We start from the raw sequence: 21,474 nt of genomic DNA on the forward strand, positions 1-21,474 counted from the left end.
GTTAGGTTAACCTCACCGATTGAGCCGCTCCGGAGGTGTCCGCGTGTACGTCTGCTCCTGCTTCGGCATCACCGAGCAGCAGGTCCGTGAGCACGCGTCTGCCGGGGCCTGCACACCCCGCCAGATCGCCTCCGCCAGCAAGGCCGGCACCGACTGCGGCTCGTGTGTGCGCCGCATCCAGGGCCTGCTCGGCCGGGGCGGCTGCCCCCGCAGGGAGTCCGCGGCGGAGAGCGCCGTGGCCGCGCTCGCCGCGCCTGCGGCGACGGCTGGCGTCGCCGAAGCCGCCTGAGCGGCCCGGCAGCACTTTCCGGGCCGTCCGCCGCGGGCGGACGAGCCGGTGCCTGCGTGGTGTGTGTCAGCTCTCGGGCTGCTCGATGAGCTGGGCGATGTACAGCGCCTCGCCGAGCTTCTCCACCAGCTCCAGCTGGGTGTCCAGGTAGTCGATGTGGTGCTCCTCGTCGGCGAGGATCTCCTCGAAGATGTTGGCCGAGGTGATGTCGTTCTTCGCCCGCATCACCTCGATGCCGCGCTTGAGCCGGTCGATGGCCTCGACCTCGATCATCCGGTCCGCCTGGAACATCTCGGTGACCGTCTGGCCCACCCGGACGTGGAACAGGCGCTGGTAGTTCGGCAGCCCGTCCAGGAAGAGGATGCGGTCGGTCAGCACCTCGGCGTGCTTCATCTCGTCGAAGGACTCGGCGCGGGTGTACTTCGCCAGCTTCGTCCAGCCGAAGTTCTCCTGCATCTTCGCGTGCAGGAAGTACTGGTTGATCGCGGTCAGCTCGGCCGTGAGCTGCTCGTTGAGGAATTCGATGACCTCGGGATCGCCCTGCATCGCGGCGGTCTCCTTCCAAGCGGTGCGGGCAGGCTGCGTGCCCGGCAAGATTCTGTGGGGTAGTGCGCTGAATCCTCGCACTCCCCCAGCGATCACGTCCAGTAAGTGCAGGCTTACCGAAATTGCCCTGATTCCCGGCAGGTTCGGCCCGCGGGCGGTCGGGACCACCCGTACCCGTCTGTCACCATGGACACATGGGTCAGCCGGTAAGCCATGAAGGGGAACAGGACAGCCTTCCACCAGGACAGAGGCCCCAGCGGGGCTGGCCGGTCACCCACTACGGCCCGGTGCCGAGGTTCAAGGCCGACCGCTGGGAGTTCCGCGTCTTCGGCGCCACCGCGGACGGCGACAAGCACTGCTGGAACCACGAGCAGTTCTCGTCCCTGCCTCACGAGACGGTCACCGCCGACCTGCACTGCGTCACCAAGTTCAGCATGCGCGGCGTGGAGTGGGGCGGCGTGCCCGCGCGCACCGTGCTGGAGCTGGCCCCGCCCGCCCCGGAGACCACCCATGTGATGGTGTGGGCCGAGTACGGCTTCAGCTCCAACCTGCGACTGGTCGACTTCGACCGCCCTGACGCGCTCTTCGCCACCCACCGCTCCGGTGAGCCGCTGACCGCCGAGCACGGCTTCCCGGTCCGCCTCGTCGTGCCGCACCTCTACGCCTGGAAGGGCCCGAAATGGGTGCGCGGCGTGGAGTACATGACGGCCGACCGGCGCGGCTTCTGGGAGGAGCGCGGCTACCACAACGTCGGCGACCCGTGGCGCGAGCAGCGCTACTCCTACCAGGAGGAGCCCGGCGAGGGCCCGGAGCTGTGACGGGGACGGGTCACCCGTCCTCCCGCCCGTCCCCCCGCTCGTCCTCCTGGCTGGTCCCGCCGTCGCGCAGCCGCTGGAGGCGGGCGACGTCGGCGGCGTGGCCCTCCTTGCCGCCGGGCGTCTCGATGACCAGCGGCACCCCGGCGGTGGCGGGGTGGTCGAAGAGGTCCGCGAAGGCGCCGGCGCCGATGTGGCCGGAGCCGATGTTCTCGTGCCGGTCCTTGCGGGCGCCGCACACGTCCTTGGAGTCGTTGGCGTGGACGAGCTTCAGCCGGCCCTCGCCGGTGGTGTCCACCAGCTCGTCCAGCAGCAGCTTGGTGCCGCCCGGTGCGGCCATGTCGTGCCCGGCGGCGAAGGCGTGGCAGGTGTCCAGGCAGACGCCCAGCCTGGGGTGCCGGTCCAGGGCGTCGAAGTAGGGCCCCAGGTCCTCCGCCAGCGAGCACAGTGACGCCCCCTGCCCGGCCGTCGGCTCCAGCAGCAGCCACGGGTCGTCGTCCGCGGTCAGCTCCTCCAGCAGCGGCAGCAGCCGCTCCCGGACCTGGGCCAGCGCCACCGCCCGCTCCCGGCCGCCCGTAGCGGAACCGGTGTGCACGACCACGCCGCGCGCGCCGATCACCCGGCCGCGCCGCAGCGAGTGCCGCAGCGAGTCCACCGAGCGGTCGACGGTCGCGGGGGTGTGGGAGCCGAAGTTGATCAGGTAGGGCGCGTGCACGTAGACCGGCAGCGACTCGGCCTCGCAGGCCTCGCGGAACGCCTCGTCCTGCTGCGGGGCGCCCGGTGGGGTGGCCCAGCCGCGCGGGTTGGCGACGAAGACCTGGAGCGTCTCGGCGCCCAGCTCGCGGGCGTAGGCAAGGCCGGTGGCGGCGAGCCCGCCGGCCACCGGGACGTGGCTGCCGACGGGGTTGCGGGCCCGGCCGGGCCCCGGCACGGGGAGGGAGGAGGTGCGGGTGTTCACCCTCCCAAGGGTGCCAGGGCCCGTGGTGGCGCCTGTCAGTAGGCCCCGAAGACGTTGTCGATGGAGCCGTAGCGGTCCGCCGCGTAGTTGCAGGCGGCGACGATGTTGGCCACCGGGTTGTACAGGCTCCGCTCGGTGCCCGAGACGTGGTACGCGTCGAAGGTGGGCTGGATCACCTGGAGCAGGCCGATCGAGGGCGTGCCGTTCTGGGCGTTGATGTCCCAGTCGTTGATCGCGTTCGGGTCGCCGCCGGACTCCCGCAGCACGTTGCGGTGGATGCCGTCGTAGCTGCCCGGGATGCCGTTCGCCCGCATGATGTCGAGGGACTGGCGAATCCAGCCGTCCAGGTTGTTGCCGTAGGCGGCGGGAGCGGTGCGCTGCGCGGTCCGGCTGGCGGTGGTCGCGCTGCCGCGCTCGGCCTTCGCCTTGGCCTCGGCGGCCTTCTTGGCCTCGGCCGCCTTCTTCGTCTCGGCGGCCTTCCTGGCCTCAGCCTTGGCTTCGGCGGCCTTCTTGGCGTCCGCGGCCTTCTTCGCCTCGGTGGCCTTCTTGGCGTCGGCTGCCTGCTGCGCCTCGATGGCGCGCTGGGCGACGGCCTCGTGCTGGCGGCCGATGTCCGCCCGCTGGGCGGGTATGTGCCCGGTCAGCGACTGGAGGGCGGCCGGCTCGGCCTGCAGGCTCGCGGTGTCGGACTCGGTGCCGCCGGGCGCCAGGCTCAGTGCCAGGGTCGCGACGCCAGCCGCAGCGGTGACGCCGATCGCGGAGAACCTCTGCGACCGGGTGACGGCGCGACGCCAGTCGTACGTCTTGGCTTCGGGCATGGTGGAGCTGACCTTTCCCCTTCGCGTGGATCGCCGGTTGCCGGAGGGCGGGACGGGCCGTGAGCGGTCACGACGCCGGGCGACGGAGAGAAGTCTTAGCGGTCGGAAATTCGCAGGGCAAAGGGCGCCCCTACTACTGCCGATAGTGGGCGAGGGGGGTGCGGCAGGCGGTCGATGCCCGCTCCAACGGCGGGAACGGGCCACTAATCCGGGTCGTAGGTGAGATGCGTCCTATGCCGCACATCACAGCCGGGCGAGGGTTGAAACACGGTGCGAAGTTGCGGTCGCACCCAGTGTCAGCGAATCGTGTCAGCGAATCCAGAGGGTGATGGTGGAGCCCTTCGGCGCGCGTTCGCCGCCGTCCACGGACTGGTTGAAGACCTCGCCGGTGAAGAACACCCGGCGGACCTTCACCTCAAAACCGGCGGCCTCCATCGTGCGCACCGCCTCGTCCTCCTCGGCCCCGATCACGTCGGGTACCGCCACCATCTCCGGGCCCTTGGACAGCGTCAGGGTGACCGTGTCGCCCCTCGCCCCGGTACCGCCCGCCTTCGGCGACATCCGGGCGACCGTGCCGGCCGGCCGCTCGGAGTGCACCTGCCGGGACGCCACGCGGACCTCGAAGCCGGTGCCCTCCAGCTCCTCGCGGGCCGTCGCCTCCTTGACGCCGACGACGTCGGGCAGGTCCAGCTCCTCGCCCTTGGAGACGACCAGCGACACCGCGCTGCCGGGCCGCCGCTCCACCCCTGCCCTGGGGTCGGTGCGGACCACCGCGCCCTGCTCGACCTCGTCGTGGAACTCCCGCTTGACCGTCGCCGGCTCCAGACCGGCCTGCTTCAGCCGCTTGCGGGCCTCGGCCAGCGGCACACCGGTGAGCCGCGGCACCTTCACCACGTCCGGGCCGCGCGAGACGGTGAGCGTGACGGTGCTGTTGCCGCGGATGCGGGCACCGGGCACCGGGTCGGTCTCCACCACCCGGCCCCGCGGCACGGTGCTGCTGTGCTCCCGCGTGACCTGCGCCCGCAGCCCGGCGTCGGTGACCGCCGTGACGGCCTGCGCCTCCGGCATGCGCAGCACCCCGGGCGTGTGGGTGAACTGGCCGGAGTTGATGTACCAGACACCGGTGCCCACCCCCAGCACCAGCAGGACCGTGCCGATCAGCGCCAGCACCGACCTGCGGGACCGCCGCGGACGGCCCGGCGCGGCGGTGGGTCCGCCCCCGGCCCCGGCGAGCGGCTCGGCGGCCAGCACGCTGGTCCGGTCCACCGCCGCGCCGGACAGCACGGTGGTGGGGGAGTCGTCGGGGCCGCCCGCGCCGGCGCTGGAGCCTGCGGGGTCCACGTCGTCCGCTGAGCCGTCCCCGGCGCGCGGCGGCACCGCGTCCAGCTCCGCGTCGCTCAGCGCCGCGCGGGCCCGGCGCACCTCCTGCAGCATCCCCACCGCGTCCGCCGGGCGCTGCCGGGGGTCGCGGGCGGCGGCGCGTGCCACCAGGGCGTCCAGCCCCGGAGCGAGCCCGGGGACCAGGGCGGACGGCGCCGGTACGTCGCGGTGCAGGTGCTGGTACATCACCTGGGCCGGTGTGCTGCCGGTGTGCGGTTTGGCGCCGGTCAGCATCTCGTACAGCATCACGCCGCAGGCGTAGATGTCGGCGGTCGTGTCCGCCGTGCCGTGCTCGATCTGCTCGGGCGCGAGGTAGGAGACCGTGCCCATCACCGCGGTGGTGGACGTGGACGTCTGCGCGTCCACCGCCCTCACCAGGCCGAAGTCGGCGACCTTCACCCGCCCGTCGTCGCCGATGAGCACGTTCTCCGGCTTCATGTCGCGGTGCACCAGCTGCGCCCGGTGGGCCGCGCCCAGGGCCGCCAGGACCGGCTCCAGGATGTCCAGCGCGGCCCGCGGCTGAAGCGCCCGCCGCCGCACCAGGACGTCCCGCAGCGTGCAGCCCGCCACGTACTCCATGGCGAGGTAGACGTAACCGCCGTCGGTGCCCTGGTCGAAGACGCCCACCACGTTGGTGTGCGCCAGCCGGGCGGCCGACTTGGCCTCGCGGATGAACCGTGCGACGAACTGCGCGTCGACGGCGAGCGCCGGGTGCATGACCTTCAGCGCCAGCACCCGGTCCAGCCGGGTGTCGACGGCCCGGTAGACCGTGGCCATGCCGCCGACGGCGATCCGCGCCTCGACGCGGTACCGGCCGTCCAGCATGTGCCCGATCAGCGGGTCCTGAAGGGTGGTGTCCACAGCACCGGAGTCTACGAGCCGGTAGCCCGCACGTCGGCGGGCAGGGCGCCCGGCGAGCCGGGTTGCAGCGGAACGGTGACAGGACCGCGTCCGTCGCGCGACCGCCCGGCCCGCCGGCCGCTCGCGGACGTCGGGCGGACCCCAGGGGGAGGTCAGCGGAGGTCGGCGGACGTCAGACGGTGAAGGCGGGGCGCTCCGGGTCGAGTTCGGCGCGGCCGTCAACCGGTGAGGACGCCTCGGCGAAGTGGCGGCGGGGGATGCGTCCGGCCCGCCGGGCCAGCCGCCCGGCGAGCACGGCGTGGCGCATCGCCTCCGCCATCAGCACCGGTTCCTGCGCCCGGGTCACCGCCGACGCCAGCATCACCGCGTCGCACCCCAGCTCCATCGCCAGCGCCACGTCGGACGCCGTGCCCGCGCCGGCGTCGAGGATCACGGGGACCCGGGCGCGCTCGGTGATGAGCTGGAAGTTGTGCGGGTTGCGGATGCCCAGCCCGGAGCCGATGGGTGAGCCCAGCGGCATCACCGCCGCACATCCCACGTCCTCCAGCCTGCGGGCCAGGACCGGGTCGTCGCTGGTGTAGGGGAGCACGGTGAAACCGTCGTCGACCAGGGTCTCGGCGGCGTCCAGCGTCTCCACCGGGTCGGGCAGCAAGGTGCGCTCGTCGGCGATCACCTCGAGCTTCACCAGGTCGGTGCCCAGTGCCTCCCGCGCCAGCCGAGCCGTCAGCACCGCCTCCCCCGCGGTGTAGCAGCCCGCCGTGTTCGGCAGCGCCCGGATGCCCAGCCGCTCCAGGACCGACAGCACCGAACCGCGTACCGACGGGTCGAGCCGCCGCATCGCGACCGTGGTGAGTTCGGTGCCGGACGCCACCAGCGCGCGCTCCAGCACGTCCAGGCTCGGCGCGCCGCCGGTCCCCATGATCAGCCGGGAGCCCAGCCGCAGCCCGCCGATCCGCAGCCCGTCCGGCGCCTCCGGCGCTTCCGCGCCCGTCGTGCTGCCGCCGGTGCCGTTGCTCGTGCCGTCCACAGTGCTCAGCCTCCCTGTACCGCGGTGAGGATCTCCACGCGGTCGCCCTCGCCCAGCGGCGTGGCGGCCCAGCTCCCGCGGGGCACCACCGACTCGTTGACGGCCACCGCGACCCCGCTGCTCGCGGAGGTCACCGTCCGCACCAGCGCGTCCAGGGCCTGCCCGTCCTGCGCCTCGTGCGGTTCGCCGTTCAGCTGGATTCTCATACCGGTACCTCCCTGGGGGTGTTCGAGGTGTCGCACGGGTGCGGTGCCGTCTCGAAGCGCCGCGCGGAGAACGGCACCGCGACCTCCGGCAGCTCCCCGGTCTCCAGGGCCTCCGCGACGGCGTCCCCGGTGACGGGCGTCAGCAGCACGCCGTTGCGGTAGTGCCCGGTCGCCAGGTGCAGCCCCGGCAGCCCGGTCGGCCCCAGCAGCGGCGCGTTGTCGGGGGAACCGGGCCGCAGCCCGGCACGGGTCTCCACCAGCGGCAGTTCGGTGATGCCCGGCACCAGTTCGTGCGCGTCCCGCAGCAGCTCGTACACGCCGCCGGCGGTCACCGTGGTGTCATGGCCGGTCTCCTCGCTCGTGGCGCCCAGCACCAGTTCGCCGCCGATCCGAGGCACCAGGTAGACGTGGCCGCCGCGCACCACCGCGCGCACGGTCCGGGACAGGAACGGCCCGAACTCCGGCGGTACCCGCAGTCGCAGCACCTGCCCCTTCACCGGCCGCACCGGCGGGAGCACCTCCGGCGGGACGCCGGCCAGGTCGCCGCTCTCGCTGCCCGCCGCCAGCACCACCGCGTCGGCCGCCAGTGTGGTGCCGTCGGCCAGTTCCACCCCTGCGGCGCGGTCGCCGCGCACGGTCAGCCCGCGGGCGCGCACCCTGCAGAACCGCGCCCCGGCCCGTTCCGCGGCCGTCACCAGTGCAGTCGCCAGCCGCCGTGGATCCACCTGGTGGTCGCCGTCGACCCGCAGGCCGCCGCGCACACCGGGCGCCAGCATCGGCTCCAGCCGCCGGCACTCGCGGCCGGTCAGCCACTGCGTGCGCAGCCCGCAGCGCTCCTGGAGCGCGTGCAGCTCCCGCAGGTGGGCGCGGTCGTCGGCGTCAAGCGCGACGGCCAGCGTGCCGCAGGTGCGGTAGCCCACGTCCCCGGCGGCGTCGCCGCCCGCCTCGGCGAGTTCCGCCACGAAGTCCGGATACCGCGCCGCCGACGCCAGGTTGAGGGCGAGCAGCTGCTCCTCCCCGTAGTGCAGCTCCGTCACCGCGGCCAGCATGCCCGCCGCGACCTGCGCCGCGCCGCCGCCCGGTTCCGGATCGACCACCGTGACGTGCATGCCGCGCTGCGCCGCGCGCCACGCCGTCACCAGGCCGATGACACCGCCGCCGACCGTCACCACACGCATGGGCTCACCCCTTCTCCCTTCGCCGGCATGACCCGGTGCAGGTTCCTACGGTCGGAGGCCGCCAGCCTCCCTCTCAGCCCGGTACGGCCGGGCTCCCGCGAGTGCATCTCGCCCTCACCCTACTGCCCGTGCCCCGCCGCCCCCCAGGGAGCACCCGGCGTCCCGCACCACCGCCGCGCACCGGCCGCCGTACGGGCCCGGGACGCGGTCCACCGGGCCCGTACGAGCAGCAATTACAGTGACCGGGTGACCTCACGCAGCGAGCAGAGCCATCAGCGGGTCGTGATCGTCGGCGCCGGCCTCGCCGGGGTGCAGACGGCCGTCCAGCTCCGCGAACAGGGCTGGGCCGGAGGCGTCACCCTGATGGGTGCCGAGACGCACCGGCCCTACGACCGGCCGCCGCTGTCGAAGGCCGTACTCAGCGGCAAGGCCGCCGGCTCCGCGTTCGACATCGACTACGCCGCGCTCGGCATCACCCTGCAACTGGGCACCCGGGCCGAGTCGCTGGACCCGCAGGCCCGCGTGGTGCGCACCGCGGACGCAGAGGTGCGCTACGACCGGCTGGTCCTCGCCACCGGCGCGGCGGCGGCGACGCTTCCCGGCACCGGCACCGGCACCGGCACCGGCACCGGCACCGGCACCGGCACCGGCCGCTCGGGGCCGCCCGGCGTGCACGTGCTGCGCACCCTGGACGACGCCGAGCGGCTGCGGCCGGTGCTGAGCGGGCAGGTGCCGCTGGTGGTGGTCGGCGCGGGCTGGATCGGCGCGGAACTGACCACCGCGGCCCGGGAGGCGGGCTGCCCGGTGACGGTGGTCGAGGCGGCCGACCGGCCGCTGGCCGGCGCCCTGCCGGCCGCGGTCGCCGGCCACATGCGCGGTTGGTACGAGGAGTGCGGGGCCGTCCTGCGCACCGGCACGGCCGTCGCCGAGGTCCGGGCGGGCGAGGTGGCGCTGACCGACGGGACGGTGCTGCCCGCCGGGGCCGTGGTGGTCGGCATCGGCGCCCGCCCGGCCACCGGCTGGCTGGCCGGCTCCGGCGTCGAGCTGGCGCCGGACGGCTCGGTGCGCGCCGACGAGCAGCTGCGCACCTCGGTGCCGGACGTGTACGCCGTGGGCGACTGCGCCTCGTTCCCTTCGGCCCGCTACGGGCGGCGCCTCCTGGTCCACCACTGGGACAACGCGCTCCAGGGGCCGCGCGCGGTCGCCGCCGGGCTGGTGGGCGGCGACGCCGGCCAGGCGGTCCCGGTGGGCGGCGCGGTCTCCGCCGTCTACGATCCCGTGCCCTACTTCTGGTCCGAGCAGTTCGGCCGGTTCGTGCAGTTCGCCGGCTACGCCGCCGAGGGCGACGAACTGGTGTGGCGCGGCGACCCGGGCGGCGCCTCCTGGGCGGTGTGCTGGTTGCGGGACGGGCGCCTGGGCGCGCTGCTTGCGGTGGGCCGCCCGCGGGACACCGCCCAGGGACGCAAGCTCATCGAGAGCGGGGCACCCCTGGACCGGACCCTGGCCGCCGACCCGGCCGTGCCGCTGAAGAAGGCCGCCGGGCAGGCCGTCCTGCGCCCTCGCCCCGACCTGGTCTGACGCGGCCCTCCCGGGCTCCCCAACCCGTTCCCGGACGGCTCGTGCACAGCCCCCGAACGGCCACCGGTGTGTCGCTCGCGCCCAACGGATGGCAGTCTTGGTGGGGTGAACGAGATTGATGCGAAGATCGAAGCGCTCGTCCCCTCCTGGCTCAACGTCCCCGAGATCGCCGAACGCCTCGACGTCCAGGTGACCCGGGTCCGCCAGTGGATCAGGGAGGGCCAGCTCATCGCCGTCCGCCGGGGTGAGAACCGGGTCCTGATGGTCCCGGCCGACTTCATCGGCGAGGGGCGGATCGTCAAGGGCCTCTCCGGAACGCTGACCCTGCTGCGGGACGACGGCTACAGCGACGAGGAGATGCTGGAGTGGCTGTTCACTCCGGACGACACCCTCCCCGGCACCCCGGCCCAGGCGCTGCGGGAGAACCGCGGCACCGAGGTCAAGCGCCGCGCCCAGGCACTCGCCGTATAGGCGGCCCGCCGGGCCGCGCCGGGCCGCGCCGGGCCGCGCCACAAAGAAGGACGCCAGCCACACCGACGGCGGGGGCCGCGCGAGCCGCAGCCCCCGCCCCGCCACCGGGGGGACCCCGCCATGCCCGCAGCAGCCGACCGGCTCGCCGACGCCCGCCTCTACCTGTGCACCGACGCGCGCCGGGAGCAGGGCGACCTGCCGGCGTTCCTCGACGCGGTACTGGCCGGCGGCGTGGACATCGTCCAGCTGCGCGACAAGGGCATGGAGGCCGCCGAGGAGCTGCGCCACCTGGAGGTCATGGCTGACGCCTGCCGCCGGCACGGCAAGCTGCTCGCCGTCAACGACCGCGCCGACGTCGCGCACGCCATCGGCGCCGACGTGCTGCACCTGGGCCAGGGCGACCTCCCGGTCCCGGCGGCCCGTGCCGTGCTGGGCGCCACCTCCGCCCGCAGCGGGCAGCAGGTGCTGATCGGACGCTCCACCCACGCAGAACAGGAGGTCGAGGCGGCGCTGACCGAGCCCGGCGTGGACTACTTCTGCACCGGCCCCTGCTGGCCGACCCCCACCAAGCCCGGCCGCCACGCACCCGGACTGCCGCTGGTGCGGTACGCGGCGCGACGCAGCGCCGAGACCGGCGACGTCCGCCCCTGGTTCGCCATCGGCGGCATCAGCGCCGACAACCTGGACGAGGTACTCGACGCCGGTGCGCGCCGCGTCGTGGTGGTGCGCGCACTGACCGCCGCCGACGACCCCGAAGCCGCCGCCGAACACCTCAGCAATCGGCTGCGGGCGTGCTGAGCAGCGGATTCGCGGCGCGGCGCTGTCCAAGGTGTGAAACGTGCTCTGGCCGTGCGGCCCCGGCCGGATAGCCTGCGGGTATGGCCCTCGGGATTTCATCCACCAGGACAGACAGCGCGCGCACCATCCGCGAGCTGCTCGCCTCCGGCGAGCAGTCGTACTCCTTCGAGTTCATGGCACCGAAGACGGACAAGGGCGAGCGGACCCTGTGGAACGCGATCCGCCGGATCGAGGCCGTCGGGCCGACGTTCGTGTCGGTCACCTACGGGGCCGGCGGCTCGTCCCGGGAGGGCACGGTGCGTGCCACCGAGCGCATCGCCACCGACACCACGCTGACCCCGGTGGCACACCTCACCGCGGTGAACCACTCGGTGGCCGAGCTGCGCAACGTCATCGGCCAGTACGCGGACGCCGGCATCCGCAACATGCTCGCGCTGCGCGGCGACCCGCCCGGCGACCCGCTGGGGGAGTGGGTACGGCACCCGGAGGGCGTCACCTACGCACACGAACTGGTGGAACTCATCAAGGAGTCCGGCGACTTCTGCGTCGGCGTGGCCGCCTACCCGGAGATGCATCCGCGCTCCACCGACTGGGACTCCGACGTGCGGCACTTCGTCAACAAGTGCCGGGCGGGCGCGGATTACGCGATCACGCAGATGTTCTTCTACCCGGACGACTACCTGCGGCTGCGCGACCGGGTCGCCGCGGCAGGTTGCCAGACGCCCATCATTCCGGAGATCATGCCGGTCACGAACGTGCGGCAGATCGAGCGGTTCGCCCAGCTGAGCAACGCGTCGTTCCCTCCGGAACTGGCAGAGCGCATCCTGGCGGTCAAGGACGATCCGGCCGCTGTACGCTCGGTCGGGATCGAGTACGCCACGGAGCTCTGCGCGAGGCTGATGGCCGAGGACATTCCCGGCCTTCACTTCATCACGCTCAACCACTCCACGGCGACGCTGGAAATCTACGAGAACCTGGGGCTGCACCGGCGGTCCTGAGGTCCGGTGAGGGGGCGTACATGGGCTGGGCGGTCCTCTACATCGCGTTCGGCGTGGTCGCACTGTGGCTGCTGGGTGAGGTGCTGCTGCAGTACAAGGCACGGTTGCGCTGGCGGCTGCTGGCCTTCTTCGGCTTCCTGGGCGTGGTCATAGGCGTGCTGATGCCGGACGTGTGGGTGATAGCGGCGGGCACGGTCGCCTTCGCCGTCGGCCAGACCTTCGTCACCCTCTCGTTCCGGCAGGGATTCGCCACCGGCTGGGCACTGCCCGGACTGCCGGGACTGGGCAAGCGCGACCCGGCGGGTGCGGACGGCGACCGGAAGGCCGACAAGAAGGCCGACCCCGTGCTGGAGGTCTCCAGGCTGGAGCAGACTGCCGCCTGGAAACCGGAGGAGGCCGCCTCCTACAAGCTGGAACCGATGCCCGACGACACCGGGCAGTACGGCGTCTACGACCGCAACGCCGAACGGGCCCCGCTCGCCGAGGAGTTCGCCGAGACCGACGTCTGGGGTAACCGGTCGGACCCGTACGCCACGGGCGTGCCCGGCCACGCGGACGCCACGCAGGCCATGCCGGCGCAGAGCCCGCCGGAGCACGGCTACGCCGGGGAGCCCGGCCAGGGCCACCCGTCGGATCAGGGCTACCCGTCGGATCAGGGCTACCCGGCGGAGCCGCAGACGGCCTACGCCGCCTACTCCGACCCGTACGTCGGCGGTTCCCCGGACCCGTCCCCGGCCCAGGGCTGGGGCACGCAGGGCGGCTACGACCCCTCTCCCGGCTACGCCGGCTACGACACGTCCGGCGGCTACGACTCCGGCACCGGGTACCAGGACGGCACGGGTTACCAGAGCGGCACCGGCTACCAGGGGGGCACCGGCTACCAGAGCGGCAGCGGCTACGACCCGGCGGGCTACGGCACCGGCTCCTACGCCCAGCCCGGGTACGACGCCGGCGGCTACCCCCAGGCGGGGTACGACCCCGCCGCCTACCCGGCGGCCCCGCAACCCTCCGGCTCCTACCCGGCGGACCCCTCCGGCGGCTACGGGCAGGGAGATCCCTCCAACGGCTACGGGCAGGGCGACGGCAGTTGGGGCGGTGGGTACGGCACCGGCGGCCAGGACCCCGCCTCCTACGGCGCCGCAGGCGGCTACCCGGCGGGCCAGCAGCAGGCGCCGGCCGACGGGGTGTGGGTGCCGCAGCAGCGGGACAACGAGCCCGAGCCGTCGCCCTACCCCTACGACAGCAACGGCTACCCCAACCCGCCGCAGCGCTGGTAGCGGCCCCGGCACGGCGGTCCTGGTTGCGGCCGGTCCCGCGGCGTCGTCACTGCGAGCCGCGCCAGCCCTCGCCCTCCAGGATCAGTCCGGCGGCCATCGCCCCCGACATGCCCGCGTGCGCCGGGCCGCCACCCGGGTGCGCGCTGCCGCCCACCCGGTAGAAGCCGGGCAGCGCGCCGGTGTTGGCGCCTGCCAGCCACCGCCCGCCCTGCCCGGCCAGGGCGGGGCCCGGTACCGCGCCACCGGCCGCGCCGGTCTCCCGCTCGGTGTCCGCGGGGGTGCGCACCTCCCGCCACAGCGTGCGCGGCCCCAGGCCGAGGCCGGCCGCGTCGACGGCGGCCAGCACCCGGTCCGCGTACGCGTCGGCGGCGCCCTCCGCCGCCCAGTCCACCGGGCCGTGCGCGGGCACCGTCACGGTGAGCGTCACCGCCTCGTGCTCGTCGTCCGGCCGCAGCGCGGCGTCGTCGGGCCGCAGCACGGTCACGGTGGGGGCGGCGCACAGCGGGCCGGGCCGGGTCGCGTCCAGCATCGCCGCCTCGGCCGCCGGGTCGGCGGCGTGCACCACCGTGCGGTGCACGGCGTCCGCCGGACGGGCGCCGCGCAGCGCGAGCAGCACCCGCAGCCGCCCGAGCCCCGCCGGAGCCGCGCCCCCTGCCGGGGCGGGCACACCGGCGGGCCACCGGCGGCCCGGGTGTGCACCGCCGACCACGGCGTCGGCCACGACCTGCGTTCCGTCGGCCAGCCGCACCCCGGCGGCCCGCCCGTCCGCCACCAGCACCTCGGTGACCTCCGCACCGAACACGAACTCCACCCGGCGTTCGGTGCACCGGCGGTGCACCGCGGCGGCCAGTTCGCGCAGACCGCCCTCCACGTACCAGCTGCCGAAGGTCTGCTCCAGGTACGCGAGCACGGTGGCGCTCGCCGGCGCGGCGGCCGGCGGGTAGCCGTAGCCGAGGGCGTAGCTGCCGAGCAGGGCCACCAGCCGCGGGTCGCGCAGCTCGTCCGCGGCCACCTCCGCCAGCGTCGGCGGACGCCGGCGGAGCAGTCCGCGCCGCCGCAGCGCCGGGTAGGGGTCGCGGGCCGCGGGTGCCGGGTCCGTGGCGGCGGTGAGCGGTTCCTCCAGCAGGGGACGCCGGGTGGCCTCCCAGGCCGTCCTGGCCCGGCCCACCAGATCCGTCCAGCGGGTGCCGGCGCCCTCGCCCAGCGCCGCGTCCAGCGCGCCGATCACCCCGGAGCGGGAACCGGCCGGCAGGGTCACGCCGGTGCCGTCGGCGAAGAGGTGCCGGGTGGCCGGGTCCGGCTGGTGCATGCGCACGCACCGCTCCAGCGGTTCGCGCCCGGTCTTGACGAACAGGTCCCGCCAGACCGCGGGCAGTTGCAGCAGCCCCGGGCCGGTGTCGAAGGCGAACCCGTCCCGCGTGTACCGGCCGACGGCCCCGCCGAAGGTCTCGCCGCGCTCGAACACCGTCACCTGGTCGCCCGCCACCGCGAGGCGGGCCGCGGCGGCCATGGCCCCCAACCCGCTGCCGATCACCACAATCCGTGCCATGGGCAGCGACTCTAACCCGGCGGTGGACCGACCCCGGCGCCGGTGGCCCCCCTGTCCTCGGCAGCGGCCCGGCGCTCCCGCCGGCGGCGCAGGAAGCGCCGGACGCGGCCCGCGAGGAAGACCACCAGCAGCCCGCCGAGGACCAGCAGCACGGCCGCGACGACGGCCGCGGCGACCGGGTTGAAGATCGCGACGGTGATCACCGCGGCGACGCCGAGGTCCTCCAGCACGCTCACCACGATGTTCGAGGCGGGCTCCGGCGAGGTGTTGACCGCCATCCTGGTGCCCGCCTTGACCAGATGGCTCAGCAGCGCCGTCGTGCCGCCCACCGCGCCCGCCGACAGCTGCGACAGCGAACCGTCCTCACCGGCCAGCAGCGCCGCGATCACACCTCCGGCGACCGGCCGCACCACGGTGTGCGCCGCGTCCCACACCGAGTCCACGTACGGCACCTTGTCGGCGACCGCCTCGATCGCGAACAGCACGCCCGCCGCGATCAGCACGTCGGTGCGCTGCAGCGCCTCGGGCACGTCGTCGGAGAGCCCGGTGGAGCCGAAGAAGCCGAGCAGCAGGACCACGGCGTAGGCGTTGATGCCGCTCGCCCAGCCGCTGGTGAAGACCAGAGGGAGTACGGACACGCCGGTGATCGTAGCGTGTGGGCCCGCAGGCCCAGAGGTGAGTAGGCGTACTCACCAACGGGGTTGAGTACCCGCGCGGATGGGCGGCGACCTGCCGGGGCGGCAGAGTACAGAGCACCGGGAGGACGCGCCGCAGGACCGCCGACACGGGGCGGCGGAACGGGGGCGGTCGTCCTCCCGGCAGGGGGAGACCGTACGGGGGTGCGGGGGAACGGGGGGAGGCACGGGCGGTCCCGGTAGGCGCTACCGGGGCCGCCCGTGGCCTGCTACCCGGCCCTGGAGCAGCAGCGAGAGCGCCGCGTGCACCTCGTCCAGCGAACGGTCCGGCTGGAACGACTGCCAGTCCAGTGCCGCCACCAGCACCATGCCCACCAGCGCCGCCGCGGTCAGCTTGACGTCGATCTCCGGGCTCAGCTCCCCCTCGTCGACCCCGGCGCGCAGTGCGCCCTCCACCACCGACACGGCCTGCTCGCGGACCACCAGCAGGGTGGACTGCCAGGTCCGGTTGGTCCGCCACAGCTCCGCGACGTACAGCTGGGTGAAGGCCGGGTAGCGGTCGATGAAGAGCAGGCCCGCCCGGATCATGGCGTCCAGCTCGTCGACCCGGCTGCCGCCCGCGGCGGCTGTGGCTGCGCCCGCCTGACGCAGCTGCGCGGTGAGCAGTTCCACGCCGTGCCGCAGCAGCTCCTCGAACAGCTCGTTCTTGCTCGCGAAGTTGTAGTAGACGGTGCCCTTGGCGACACCGGCCCGTTCGGCGATCTGCTCCACCGTGGTGGAGGAGAAGCCCTGCTCGGCGATGAGGGTCACCGCCGCCTCGTACAGCTTCTGCCGGGTCGCGTCCCGGCGGGTGCCGCCCGCGCCGCTCGTACTGCTCGTGCCGCTTTTCATGTACACGATTGTCTCCTCACAGGGTCAGCTCCGGGTGCAGGCGCTTCAGGGTCCACACCGAGCTTCGGCGCGCGGTCCACGCGGTGAGCGCGAGGGCGCCCACGGTGTAGCCCGCGAGTACCGCGCACGCCCGCCACACGGGCCACAGCTCCCCGCCGGTGATCAGGTGCCGAAGCCCCTCCACCACGTAGGTCATCGGCAGCAGCGGGTGCAGGACGTTGAAGAAGTCCGGGCTGGTCTGCACCGGGTAGGTGCCGCCGGCGGACGTGAGCTGGAGCATCAGCAGCGCCAGCACCAGGATGCGCCCGGCCGGCCCGAAGCGGGCGTTGAGCCACTGGATGACGGCCGCGAAGCAGACGGTGACCAGCATCAGGAAGCCGACCGTGCCGGCCGTCCTGGCCGGCTCCAGGCCCAGCCCCCAGCGCAGCACGGCGAGCAGCGCCAGCACCTGGAGCGCGCCGATGCCCGCCACCGGGAGCCAGCCGGCCAGCGCGGTGCGCCAGGCGGGCGCGCCCGCCGCGAGCGCCCGCCGGTTGAGCGGCGGCAGCAGCATGTACGCGACCATCGCCCCGACCCACAGCGAGAGCGGGATGAAGTACGGCGCGAAGCCGGTGCCGTAGTTGGGCGCGGCGTGCGCCTTGCCGGAGTCGAGCTGCACGGGGTCGGCCATCACCGAGCTGCGGCCGGCCCGCTCGTCCTCGTCGTAGTCGGGGATGCGCTCCACGCCGTCGTGCAGGCCCTTGGAGAGGTCGCCGGAGCCGTCCGCGAGCTTGAACATGCCGCCGTTGAGCGACCGCGCACCCGAGCTGAGCCGGCCGAGGCCCTCGTCCAGTTCGCGGGCGCCGTCCTTGGCGGTGCCCAGGCCCGTCTTGAGCCTGCCCGCACCGGAGTTCACCTGCTGGGCGCCCTTGTTGAGCGCGTTCACCTGGGAGACGGCGGTGCTGAGGTCCTCGCTGAGCCGCGGAGCCTTGCGCTGCACGTCCAGCGCCATGGTGCGCAGCGTGCCGAGGTCCTTGTCCAGCCGGTCGAGCGCCTGGTCGTCCCGCACCTTGCGGTCGGCGGCCTCCGCCGCGTCGGCCGCCGAGCCGGCCGCGTCGGCGTGCTCACCCAACTCCTGGCAGTCCACCGGCGACTCGGGGGCCTCCGGCCCGCACAGCGCGGTGTCCAGCCGCTCGGCGCTGTCGGCGGCGGCGCGGGCCAGCCGCGCCGCCTTCGCCGCGTCCTGCGGCAGGGTGCGCACATGCGCCTGCGCGGTCTTCGCGGCGTCGGCGACGTCGCCCGCGACCACCGCGACGTCCTTGCCGTCGGCGCGGTTCGCGAGCGGTCCCACGGCCTCGGCGAGTTTGTTGACCTTCTCGGCGAGGGTGCGGGTGCCGTCCGCGACCTGCTTCGTGCCCTTCTGGAGGTCGCGGGCGCCGTCGTCGAGGCGGCTGACGCCGTCGCTGAGGTTCTTGGCCCCCGTCTTCGCGTTGGAGGAGCCGTCGGCCAGCTCACCGGCCCCCTTCTTCGCGTCCCCGATGCCGTCCTTCAGCTCGTCGGCGCCCTCGGCGGCCTTCTTCGTCGCGTCGTGGATCGAGGAGAAGGACACGAAGATCTTGTCGTAGAAGCCACGTGAGGTCTTGGCGGACGCCGCCGCGCGCACGTCGGCGAAGACCGTACGGGAGATCTGCCCGACGATGTAGTTGTTCGCGTCGTTCGTCTGCACCCTCAGCGCGCCGTTCTCCGGGTTGTCGCCGGAGCTGGAGGCGACCTTGCGGCTGAAGTCGGCGGGCACGGTCAGTGAGAGGTAGTAGGTGCCGTCCTCGACGCCCTTGCGGGCCTCGGCGGCGGAGGTGCGGTGCCAGTCGAAGGTGTTGCTGTCCAGCAGGCCCTTCTCCAGGTCCTTGCCGGCGGTGACGCGCTCCGGCTCGCCGGAGCCGTCCTCGCCGTCCTGCGGTTCCACCGTCGCGCCGCGGTCCTCGTTGACCAGCGCCACGGGTATGCGGTCCAGGCGGTCGTACGGGTCCCAGAACGACCACAGGTACAGCGCGCCGTAGAGCAGCGGCAGCAGCAGCATCGCCGCCAGCGCCGCCCGCGGCAGCTTCCCCCTGCCGAACCGCTTCAGCTCAAGCGCGGCCAGCCTCGGCGAGCGCATCCTCGTCCCCCTCCATGTTGGTGCTGGTGGTGCTGGTGGTGCTGGTGGTGCTGGTGGTGCTGGTGTCAGCCGGGTCCGTGGTGTCGGCCGGGTCCGCGGTGACAGGCACGGCCTCCGTGCTGGCGTCCGTGCCCGCGCTGGTGCCCTCCGGGCCCAGGTGCACGGTTCTGACCTGCGCGCCGGCGGTGTCCGCGGGCGGCTCGCTGCTCACCGCCAGGACCGTCACGCCCTGGGCCGTGATGTCGCGCAGCAGGGTCCAGGCGGCGTCCCGTTCGGCGTCGGACAGCTTCAGGTCGAGGTCGTCCACGGCCAGCAGCCGCGGGCGGTCCAGCAGGGCCAGCGCCACGCCAAGGCGCAGCGACTCCAACCGCTCCAGGTCGCGCACCGCGGTTCGCGGCCCCTTGACCAGAGCGTCGAGGTCCAGCCCCGCGGTCTCCAGCGCGGCGTCCACCCGGGCCAGCCGCTGGGCTCTGGGTTCCCGGCGCCACCCGCTGAAGTAGCTGCGTAGCAGCGCCCGTTCCCGCAGGTGCTCGACGACGGTCAGCGACGGTTCCAGGTCGGTGACGCCCGGTACCGGTCCGAGGGCGGCCACCCGCCGCACGGCCGCCATCCGCTTCGGCAGCGGGTGCCCGTCGACCACCGCGTGGCCCGCGGTCGTCCGCATGCGCCCGGTGAGGGCCAGCAGCAGGCAGGTGCGCCCCGCCCCGGACGGGCCCTCGACGCAGATCAGCGAACCCGCGGGCGCGTCGAGTGAGACCCCCTCGAAGACCGTGCCGCGCGACCCCTTCATGCCCAGGCCCTCGGCGGTGACTGCCGCCCCTGCCATGACGCCTCCCCATTGAACTGACTGGTCAGTTCAAAACAGTAGCAGCCGGTCAGCGCCGATTGTCAGTGGGGTGGTCCACGATGTGTGCATACGAGGGAATGAGCTGAGAAAGCGAAGGAGGCACCAGTCGATGAAACTGAACGGGCCCCCGAGCGACATCCACCCCGTGCTGCGGCGGTCCACCGCCCCGCCGGCCGCACTCGACCTGCTCTCCCAGGCGCAGCACGGCCTCGACGAGGCCGCCGCCCAGGAGCAGCCCAACGACCGCTACGCCACCGCCCACCTCGCCGCGCTGCGCACCGCCGCGGCCGTCCTGGCGGTGCGCGGCCGGCCGGAGGCCACCGAGCGGGCCCGCCGCAAGATACGCAGCGCCTGGGAGGTGCTGCCGGAGATCGCCCCCGAGCTCGCCGAGTGGAGCCTGCACTTCGCCTCCGGCGCCACCCGCCGGGCGCGTGCCGAGGCCGGTATCCGCGGGGCGGTCAGCGACCGCGAGGCCGACGACCTCGTGCGCGCGGTCGGCGTGTTCCTGCGCACGGTGGAACGGCTGCTCATTTCCCAGCCGGCATTTCCCCGGGCGCGCGTGGAGGCGGAGTCACCCGCTGCCGCGAGGCAATAGGGTGGGGCCAGCCAGCACCTGAAGCCGCCGAGGAGCACCGTCATGTCCCGCCCCCGCGCATCCCTCCGTACCGCCGTGGTCTGGGAGGTGCTGCGGGAGGCACTCGACCGCCGCATCAAGGCCACCGGGCGGAACTCCCTCGACGTGCTCGACACCGGCGGCGGCTCCGGCCACTTCGCCGTACCGGTTGCCGAGCTCGGCCACCGGGTGACGGTCGTCGACCCCAGCCCCAACGCCCTGTTCGCCCTGGAGCGCCGGGCGGCGGAGGAGGGGGTCGCCGACCGGGTCACCGGCGTGCAGGGCGACGCCCACGGCCTCTTCGACGTGGTCGAGCGCGGCCGGTACGACGCCGTGCTCTGCCACGGAGTCCTGGAGTACGTCGACGACCCGGCTGAAGGGCTGCGCAACGCCGTCGCCGCCCTGCGGTCGGACGGCGGCACGCTCAGCCTGCTCGCCGCGGGCCTGGGCGGCGCCGTGCTGGCCCGTGCCCTCGCCGGGCACTTCACCGAGGCCCACCGCGCCCTCGACGACCCCGACGGCCGCTGGGGCGCCTCCGACCCGATGCCCCGGCGCTTCACCGCCGACCAGCTGACCTCGCTCGTCGCGGACACCGGCCTGCGGGTCGGGTCGGTCCACGGCGTCCGGGTCTTCACCGACCTGGTGCCCGGGGCGCTGGTGGACACCGAGCCGGGCGCCCAGCGTGCGCTCGCCCAACTGGAGGCCGCCGCCGCCGAGCTGCCCGCGTTCCACGCCGTCGCCACCCAGTTGCACGTACTGGCCGAGGTGCGCTAGACCACAGGCCACCCGATCGCCCGCTACCCGCCGTATGATCGAAGGACACCGTCGGGCATGACGGGTCGGCAGCAGGGGAATGAGATGGCCACTGCTGTGATCTGTCAGTCGTTCCTGGCCGGTGGGAGGAATTGGCGTGAGGGGCGGGTTTCACGGGGACGATTCCCTGCCTATCCTTGAAGGGTCGCATCCGGTCGCCCCCGCGACCGACGAGTAGGAGGACTCCGTGCCGCTCTCTGAGCACGAGCAGCGCATGCTCGAGCAGATGGAGCGAGCGCTGTACGCCGAAGATCCCAAGTTCGCGACAGCGCTCGAGGGAAGCGAGCTGCGCGCGCCGTCCCGCAAGCGGGTCTATCAGGCGGTTGCGGGCTTCCTCGTAGGTATCGCGCTCCTCATGGCCGGTATGGTCTCGCAGACCATCTGGATCAGCGTTGTCGGTTTCCTGGTCATGCTCGGCTGTGCCGTGCTGGCCGTGACCGGATGGCGCAAGGGGCCGAAAGCCGGGGAGGGCGAAAGCCACCCCCAGCCGGCCGGAGGAGCCGCGCCCGCGCAGGGGCGCCAGCCCAAGCAGCGCCGCTCCATGATGAACCGCATCGAACAGCGCTGGCAGCGCCGCCGGGACGAGCAGCAGTAGCCCCCGGCCGGGCCGCCGGCACCCCTGCGCAAGCGCAAGGGCCACCCGAGCCGTCGGGGTGGCCCTTCAGCCGCGTCCCCGCCCGCACGCGCCCCGAGTCGTCATCGGGGAGCCGGCGAACGCATCGCCGCGATCATCTCAGGCCCCGATCAACCTCAAGCCCGATCCACCTCAGGGTTCTGACCAACATCAGGGTC

General features: G+C 73.8%; 22 protein-coding genes and 1 riboswitch. Of the genes, 10 read left to right on the plus strand and 12 right to left on the minus strand.

What is annotated here, in order from left to right:
* Positions 1–43 precede the first annotated feature (43 nt).
* Entirely contained in the window at positions 44–289 is a 246-nt protein-coding gene (locus QNO07_RS19440) for a (2Fe-2S)-binding protein (RefSeq protein ID WP_283993512.1), read from the plus strand.
* Positions 290–355: 66 nt separating this feature from the next.
* Here the strand turns inward: QNO07_RS19440 and bfr are convergent, their stop codons facing one another.
* Positions 356–835 carry a bacterioferritin gene (gene bfr, locus QNO07_RS19445; RefSeq protein ID WP_283993455.1) on the minus strand — a complete coding sequence of 160 codons (480 nt, stop codon included), beginning with the start codon at positions 833–835 and terminating at the stop codon, positions 356–358.
* A 194-nt stretch (positions 836–1,029) separates the two neighbouring features.
* Between bfr and QNO07_RS19450 the strand changes: the two genes are divergently transcribed.
* Positions 1,030–1,653, plus strand: coding sequence for a sulfite oxidase-like oxidoreductase (locus QNO07_RS19450; protein WP_283993456.1), 624 nt, complete (start codon positions 1,030–1,032; stop codon positions 1,651–1,653).
* 10 nt (positions 1,654–1,663) lie between these two features.
* Here the strand turns inward: QNO07_RS19450 and QNO07_RS19455 are convergent, their stop codons facing one another.
* The 6 genes from QNO07_RS19455 to thiO all read right to left on the minus strand — a co-directional run bounded on the left by QNO07_RS19455 (position 1,664) and on the right by thiO (position 8,078).
* Positions 1,664–2,581 carry a deoxyribonuclease IV gene (locus tag QNO07_RS19455; protein ID WP_502961889.1) on the minus strand — a complete coding sequence of 306 codons (918 nt, stop codon included), beginning with the start codon at positions 2,579–2,581 and terminating at the stop codon, positions 1,664–1,666.
* 62 nt (positions 2,582–2,643) lie between these two features.
* The gene (locus tag QNO07_RS19460) at positions 2,644–3,426 is read right to left on the minus strand and encodes a transglycosylase SLT domain-containing protein (protein WP_283993458.1); all 783 of its coding nucleotides are present in this window, start codon (positions 3,424–3,426) and stop codon (positions 2,644–2,646) included.
* A 309-nt stretch (positions 3,427–3,735) separates the two neighbouring features.
* Entirely contained in the window at positions 3,736–5,667 is a 1,932-nt protein-coding gene (gene pknB / locus QNO07_RS19465; RefSeq protein WP_283993459.1) for a Stk1 family PASTA domain-containing Ser/Thr kinase, read from the minus strand.
* Positions 5,668–5,839: 172 nt separating this feature from the next.
* Positions 5,840–6,694 carry a thiazole synthase gene (locus QNO07_RS19470; RefSeq protein ID WP_502961885.1) on the minus strand — a complete coding sequence of 285 codons (855 nt, stop codon included), beginning with the start codon at positions 6,692–6,694 and terminating at the stop codon, positions 5,840–5,842.
* 5 nt (positions 6,695–6,699) lie between these two features.
* Positions 6,700–6,900 carry a sulfur carrier protein ThiS gene (gene thiS, locus QNO07_RS19475; RefSeq protein WP_283993460.1) on the minus strand — a complete coding sequence of 67 codons (201 nt, stop codon included), beginning with the start codon at positions 6,898–6,900 and terminating at the stop codon, positions 6,700–6,702.
* Positions 6,897–8,078 (minus strand): glycine oxidase ThiO, encoded by a 1,182-nt coding sequence (gene thiO / locus QNO07_RS19480; RefSeq protein WP_283993461.1) that lies wholly within the window; start codon positions 8,076–8,078, stop codon positions 6,897–6,899. The genes thiS and thiO overlap by 4 nt, the downstream gene beginning before the upstream one ends.
* Positions 8,076–8,187: riboswitch (TPP riboswitch) on the minus strand. It overlaps the preceding gene by 3 nt.
* A gap of 137 nt (positions 8,188–8,324) precedes the next feature.
* Between thiO and QNO07_RS19485 the strand changes: the two genes are divergently transcribed.
* From QNO07_RS19485 to QNO07_RS27725, 5 genes are all read left to right on the plus strand, one after another.
* Complete coding sequence (locus QNO07_RS19485) at positions 8,325–9,656, plus strand: NAD(P)/FAD-dependent oxidoreductase (RefSeq protein WP_283993462.1); 1,332 nt, start codon at positions 8,325–8,327, stop codon at positions 9,654–9,656.
* A gap of 105 nt (positions 9,657–9,761) precedes the next feature.
* Positions 9,762–10,127, plus strand: coding sequence for an Rv2175c family DNA-binding protein (locus QNO07_RS19490; RefSeq protein WP_283993463.1), 366 nt, complete (start codon positions 9,762–9,764; stop codon positions 10,125–10,127).
* Positions 10,128–10,247: 120 nt separating this feature from the next.
* Positions 10,248–10,925, plus strand: coding sequence for a thiamine phosphate synthase (gene thiE, locus QNO07_RS19495; RefSeq protein WP_283993464.1), 678 nt, complete (start codon positions 10,248–10,250; stop codon positions 10,923–10,925).
* Positions 10,926–11,005: 80 nt separating this feature from the next.
* The gene (gene metF / locus QNO07_RS19500) at positions 11,006–11,923 is read left to right on the plus strand and encodes a methylenetetrahydrofolate reductase [NAD(P)H] (protein ID WP_283993465.1); all 918 of its coding nucleotides are present in this window, start codon (positions 11,006–11,008) and stop codon (positions 11,921–11,923) included.
* Positions 11,924–11,943: 20 nt separating this feature from the next.
* Entirely contained in the window at positions 11,944–13,200 is a 1,257-nt protein-coding gene (locus QNO07_RS27725) for a hypothetical protein (RefSeq protein WP_502961886.1), read from the plus strand.
* Positions 13,201–13,246: 46 nt separating this feature from the next.
* Here QNO07_RS27725 and QNO07_RS19510 read toward each other — a convergent pair whose 3' ends face one another.
* The 5 genes from QNO07_RS19510 to QNO07_RS19530 form a co-directional block, all read right to left on the minus strand.
* A complete protein-coding gene (locus tag QNO07_RS19510) occupies positions 13,247–14,749 on the minus strand; it encodes a phytoene desaturase family protein (RefSeq protein ID WP_283993466.1) in 1,503 nt (500 codons plus the stop codon).
* Positions 14,750–14,760: 11 nt separating this feature from the next.
* Positions 14,761–15,387 (minus strand): DUF4126 domain-containing protein, encoded by a 627-nt coding sequence (locus QNO07_RS19515; protein WP_283993467.1) that lies wholly within the window; start codon positions 15,385–15,387, stop codon positions 14,761–14,763.
* A 243-nt stretch (positions 15,388–15,630) separates the two neighbouring features.
* Positions 15,631–16,275, minus strand: coding sequence for a TetR/AcrR family transcriptional regulator (locus tag QNO07_RS19520; protein WP_283993468.1), 645 nt, complete (start codon positions 16,273–16,275; stop codon positions 15,631–15,633).
* Positions 16,276–16,291: 16 nt separating this feature from the next.
* Complete coding sequence (locus QNO07_RS19525) at positions 16,292–18,409, minus strand: YhgE/Pip family protein (RefSeq protein WP_283993469.1); 2,118 nt, start codon at positions 18,407–18,409, stop codon at positions 16,292–16,294.
* Positions 18,381–19,235 carry an ATP-binding cassette domain-containing protein gene (locus QNO07_RS19530; RefSeq protein ID WP_283993470.1) on the minus strand — a complete coding sequence of 285 codons (855 nt, stop codon included), beginning with the start codon at positions 19,233–19,235 and terminating at the stop codon, positions 18,381–18,383. The genes QNO07_RS19525 and QNO07_RS19530 overlap by 29 nt, the downstream gene beginning before the upstream one ends.
* A 130-nt stretch (positions 19,236–19,365) precedes the next feature.
* On the opposite strand from QNO07_RS19530, the gene QNO07_RS19535 reads away from it, so the two are divergent.
* The 3 genes from QNO07_RS19535 (at position 19,366) to QNO07_RS19545 (ending at position 21,277) form a co-directional block, all read left to right on the plus strand.
* The gene (locus QNO07_RS19535) at positions 19,366–19,851 is read left to right on the plus strand and encodes an SAV_6107 family HEPN domain-containing protein (RefSeq protein ID WP_283993471.1); all 486 of its coding nucleotides are present in this window, start codon (positions 19,366–19,368) and stop codon (positions 19,849–19,851) included.
* A 42-nt stretch (positions 19,852–19,893) separates the two neighbouring features.
* Positions 19,894–20,643: a class I SAM-dependent methyltransferase gene (locus QNO07_RS19540; RefSeq protein ID WP_283993472.1), complete on the plus strand. Its 750-nt coding sequence runs from the start codon at positions 19,894–19,896 to the stop codon at positions 20,641–20,643.
* A gap of 226 nt (positions 20,644–20,869) precedes the next feature.
* Positions 20,870–21,277 carry an SCO2097 family morphological protein gene (locus QNO07_RS19545; RefSeq protein ID WP_283993473.1) on the plus strand — a complete coding sequence of 136 codons (408 nt, stop codon included), beginning with the start codon at positions 20,870–20,872 and terminating at the stop codon, positions 21,275–21,277.
* The last annotated feature ends 197 nt before the right edge of the window (positions 21,278–21,474 follow it).

The organism is Streptomyces sp. 549 (assembly GCF_030124175.1).
In the GTDB taxonomy this organism is placed as follows: domain Bacteria; phylum Actinomycetota; class Actinomycetes; order Streptomycetales; family Streptomycetaceae; genus Streptomyces.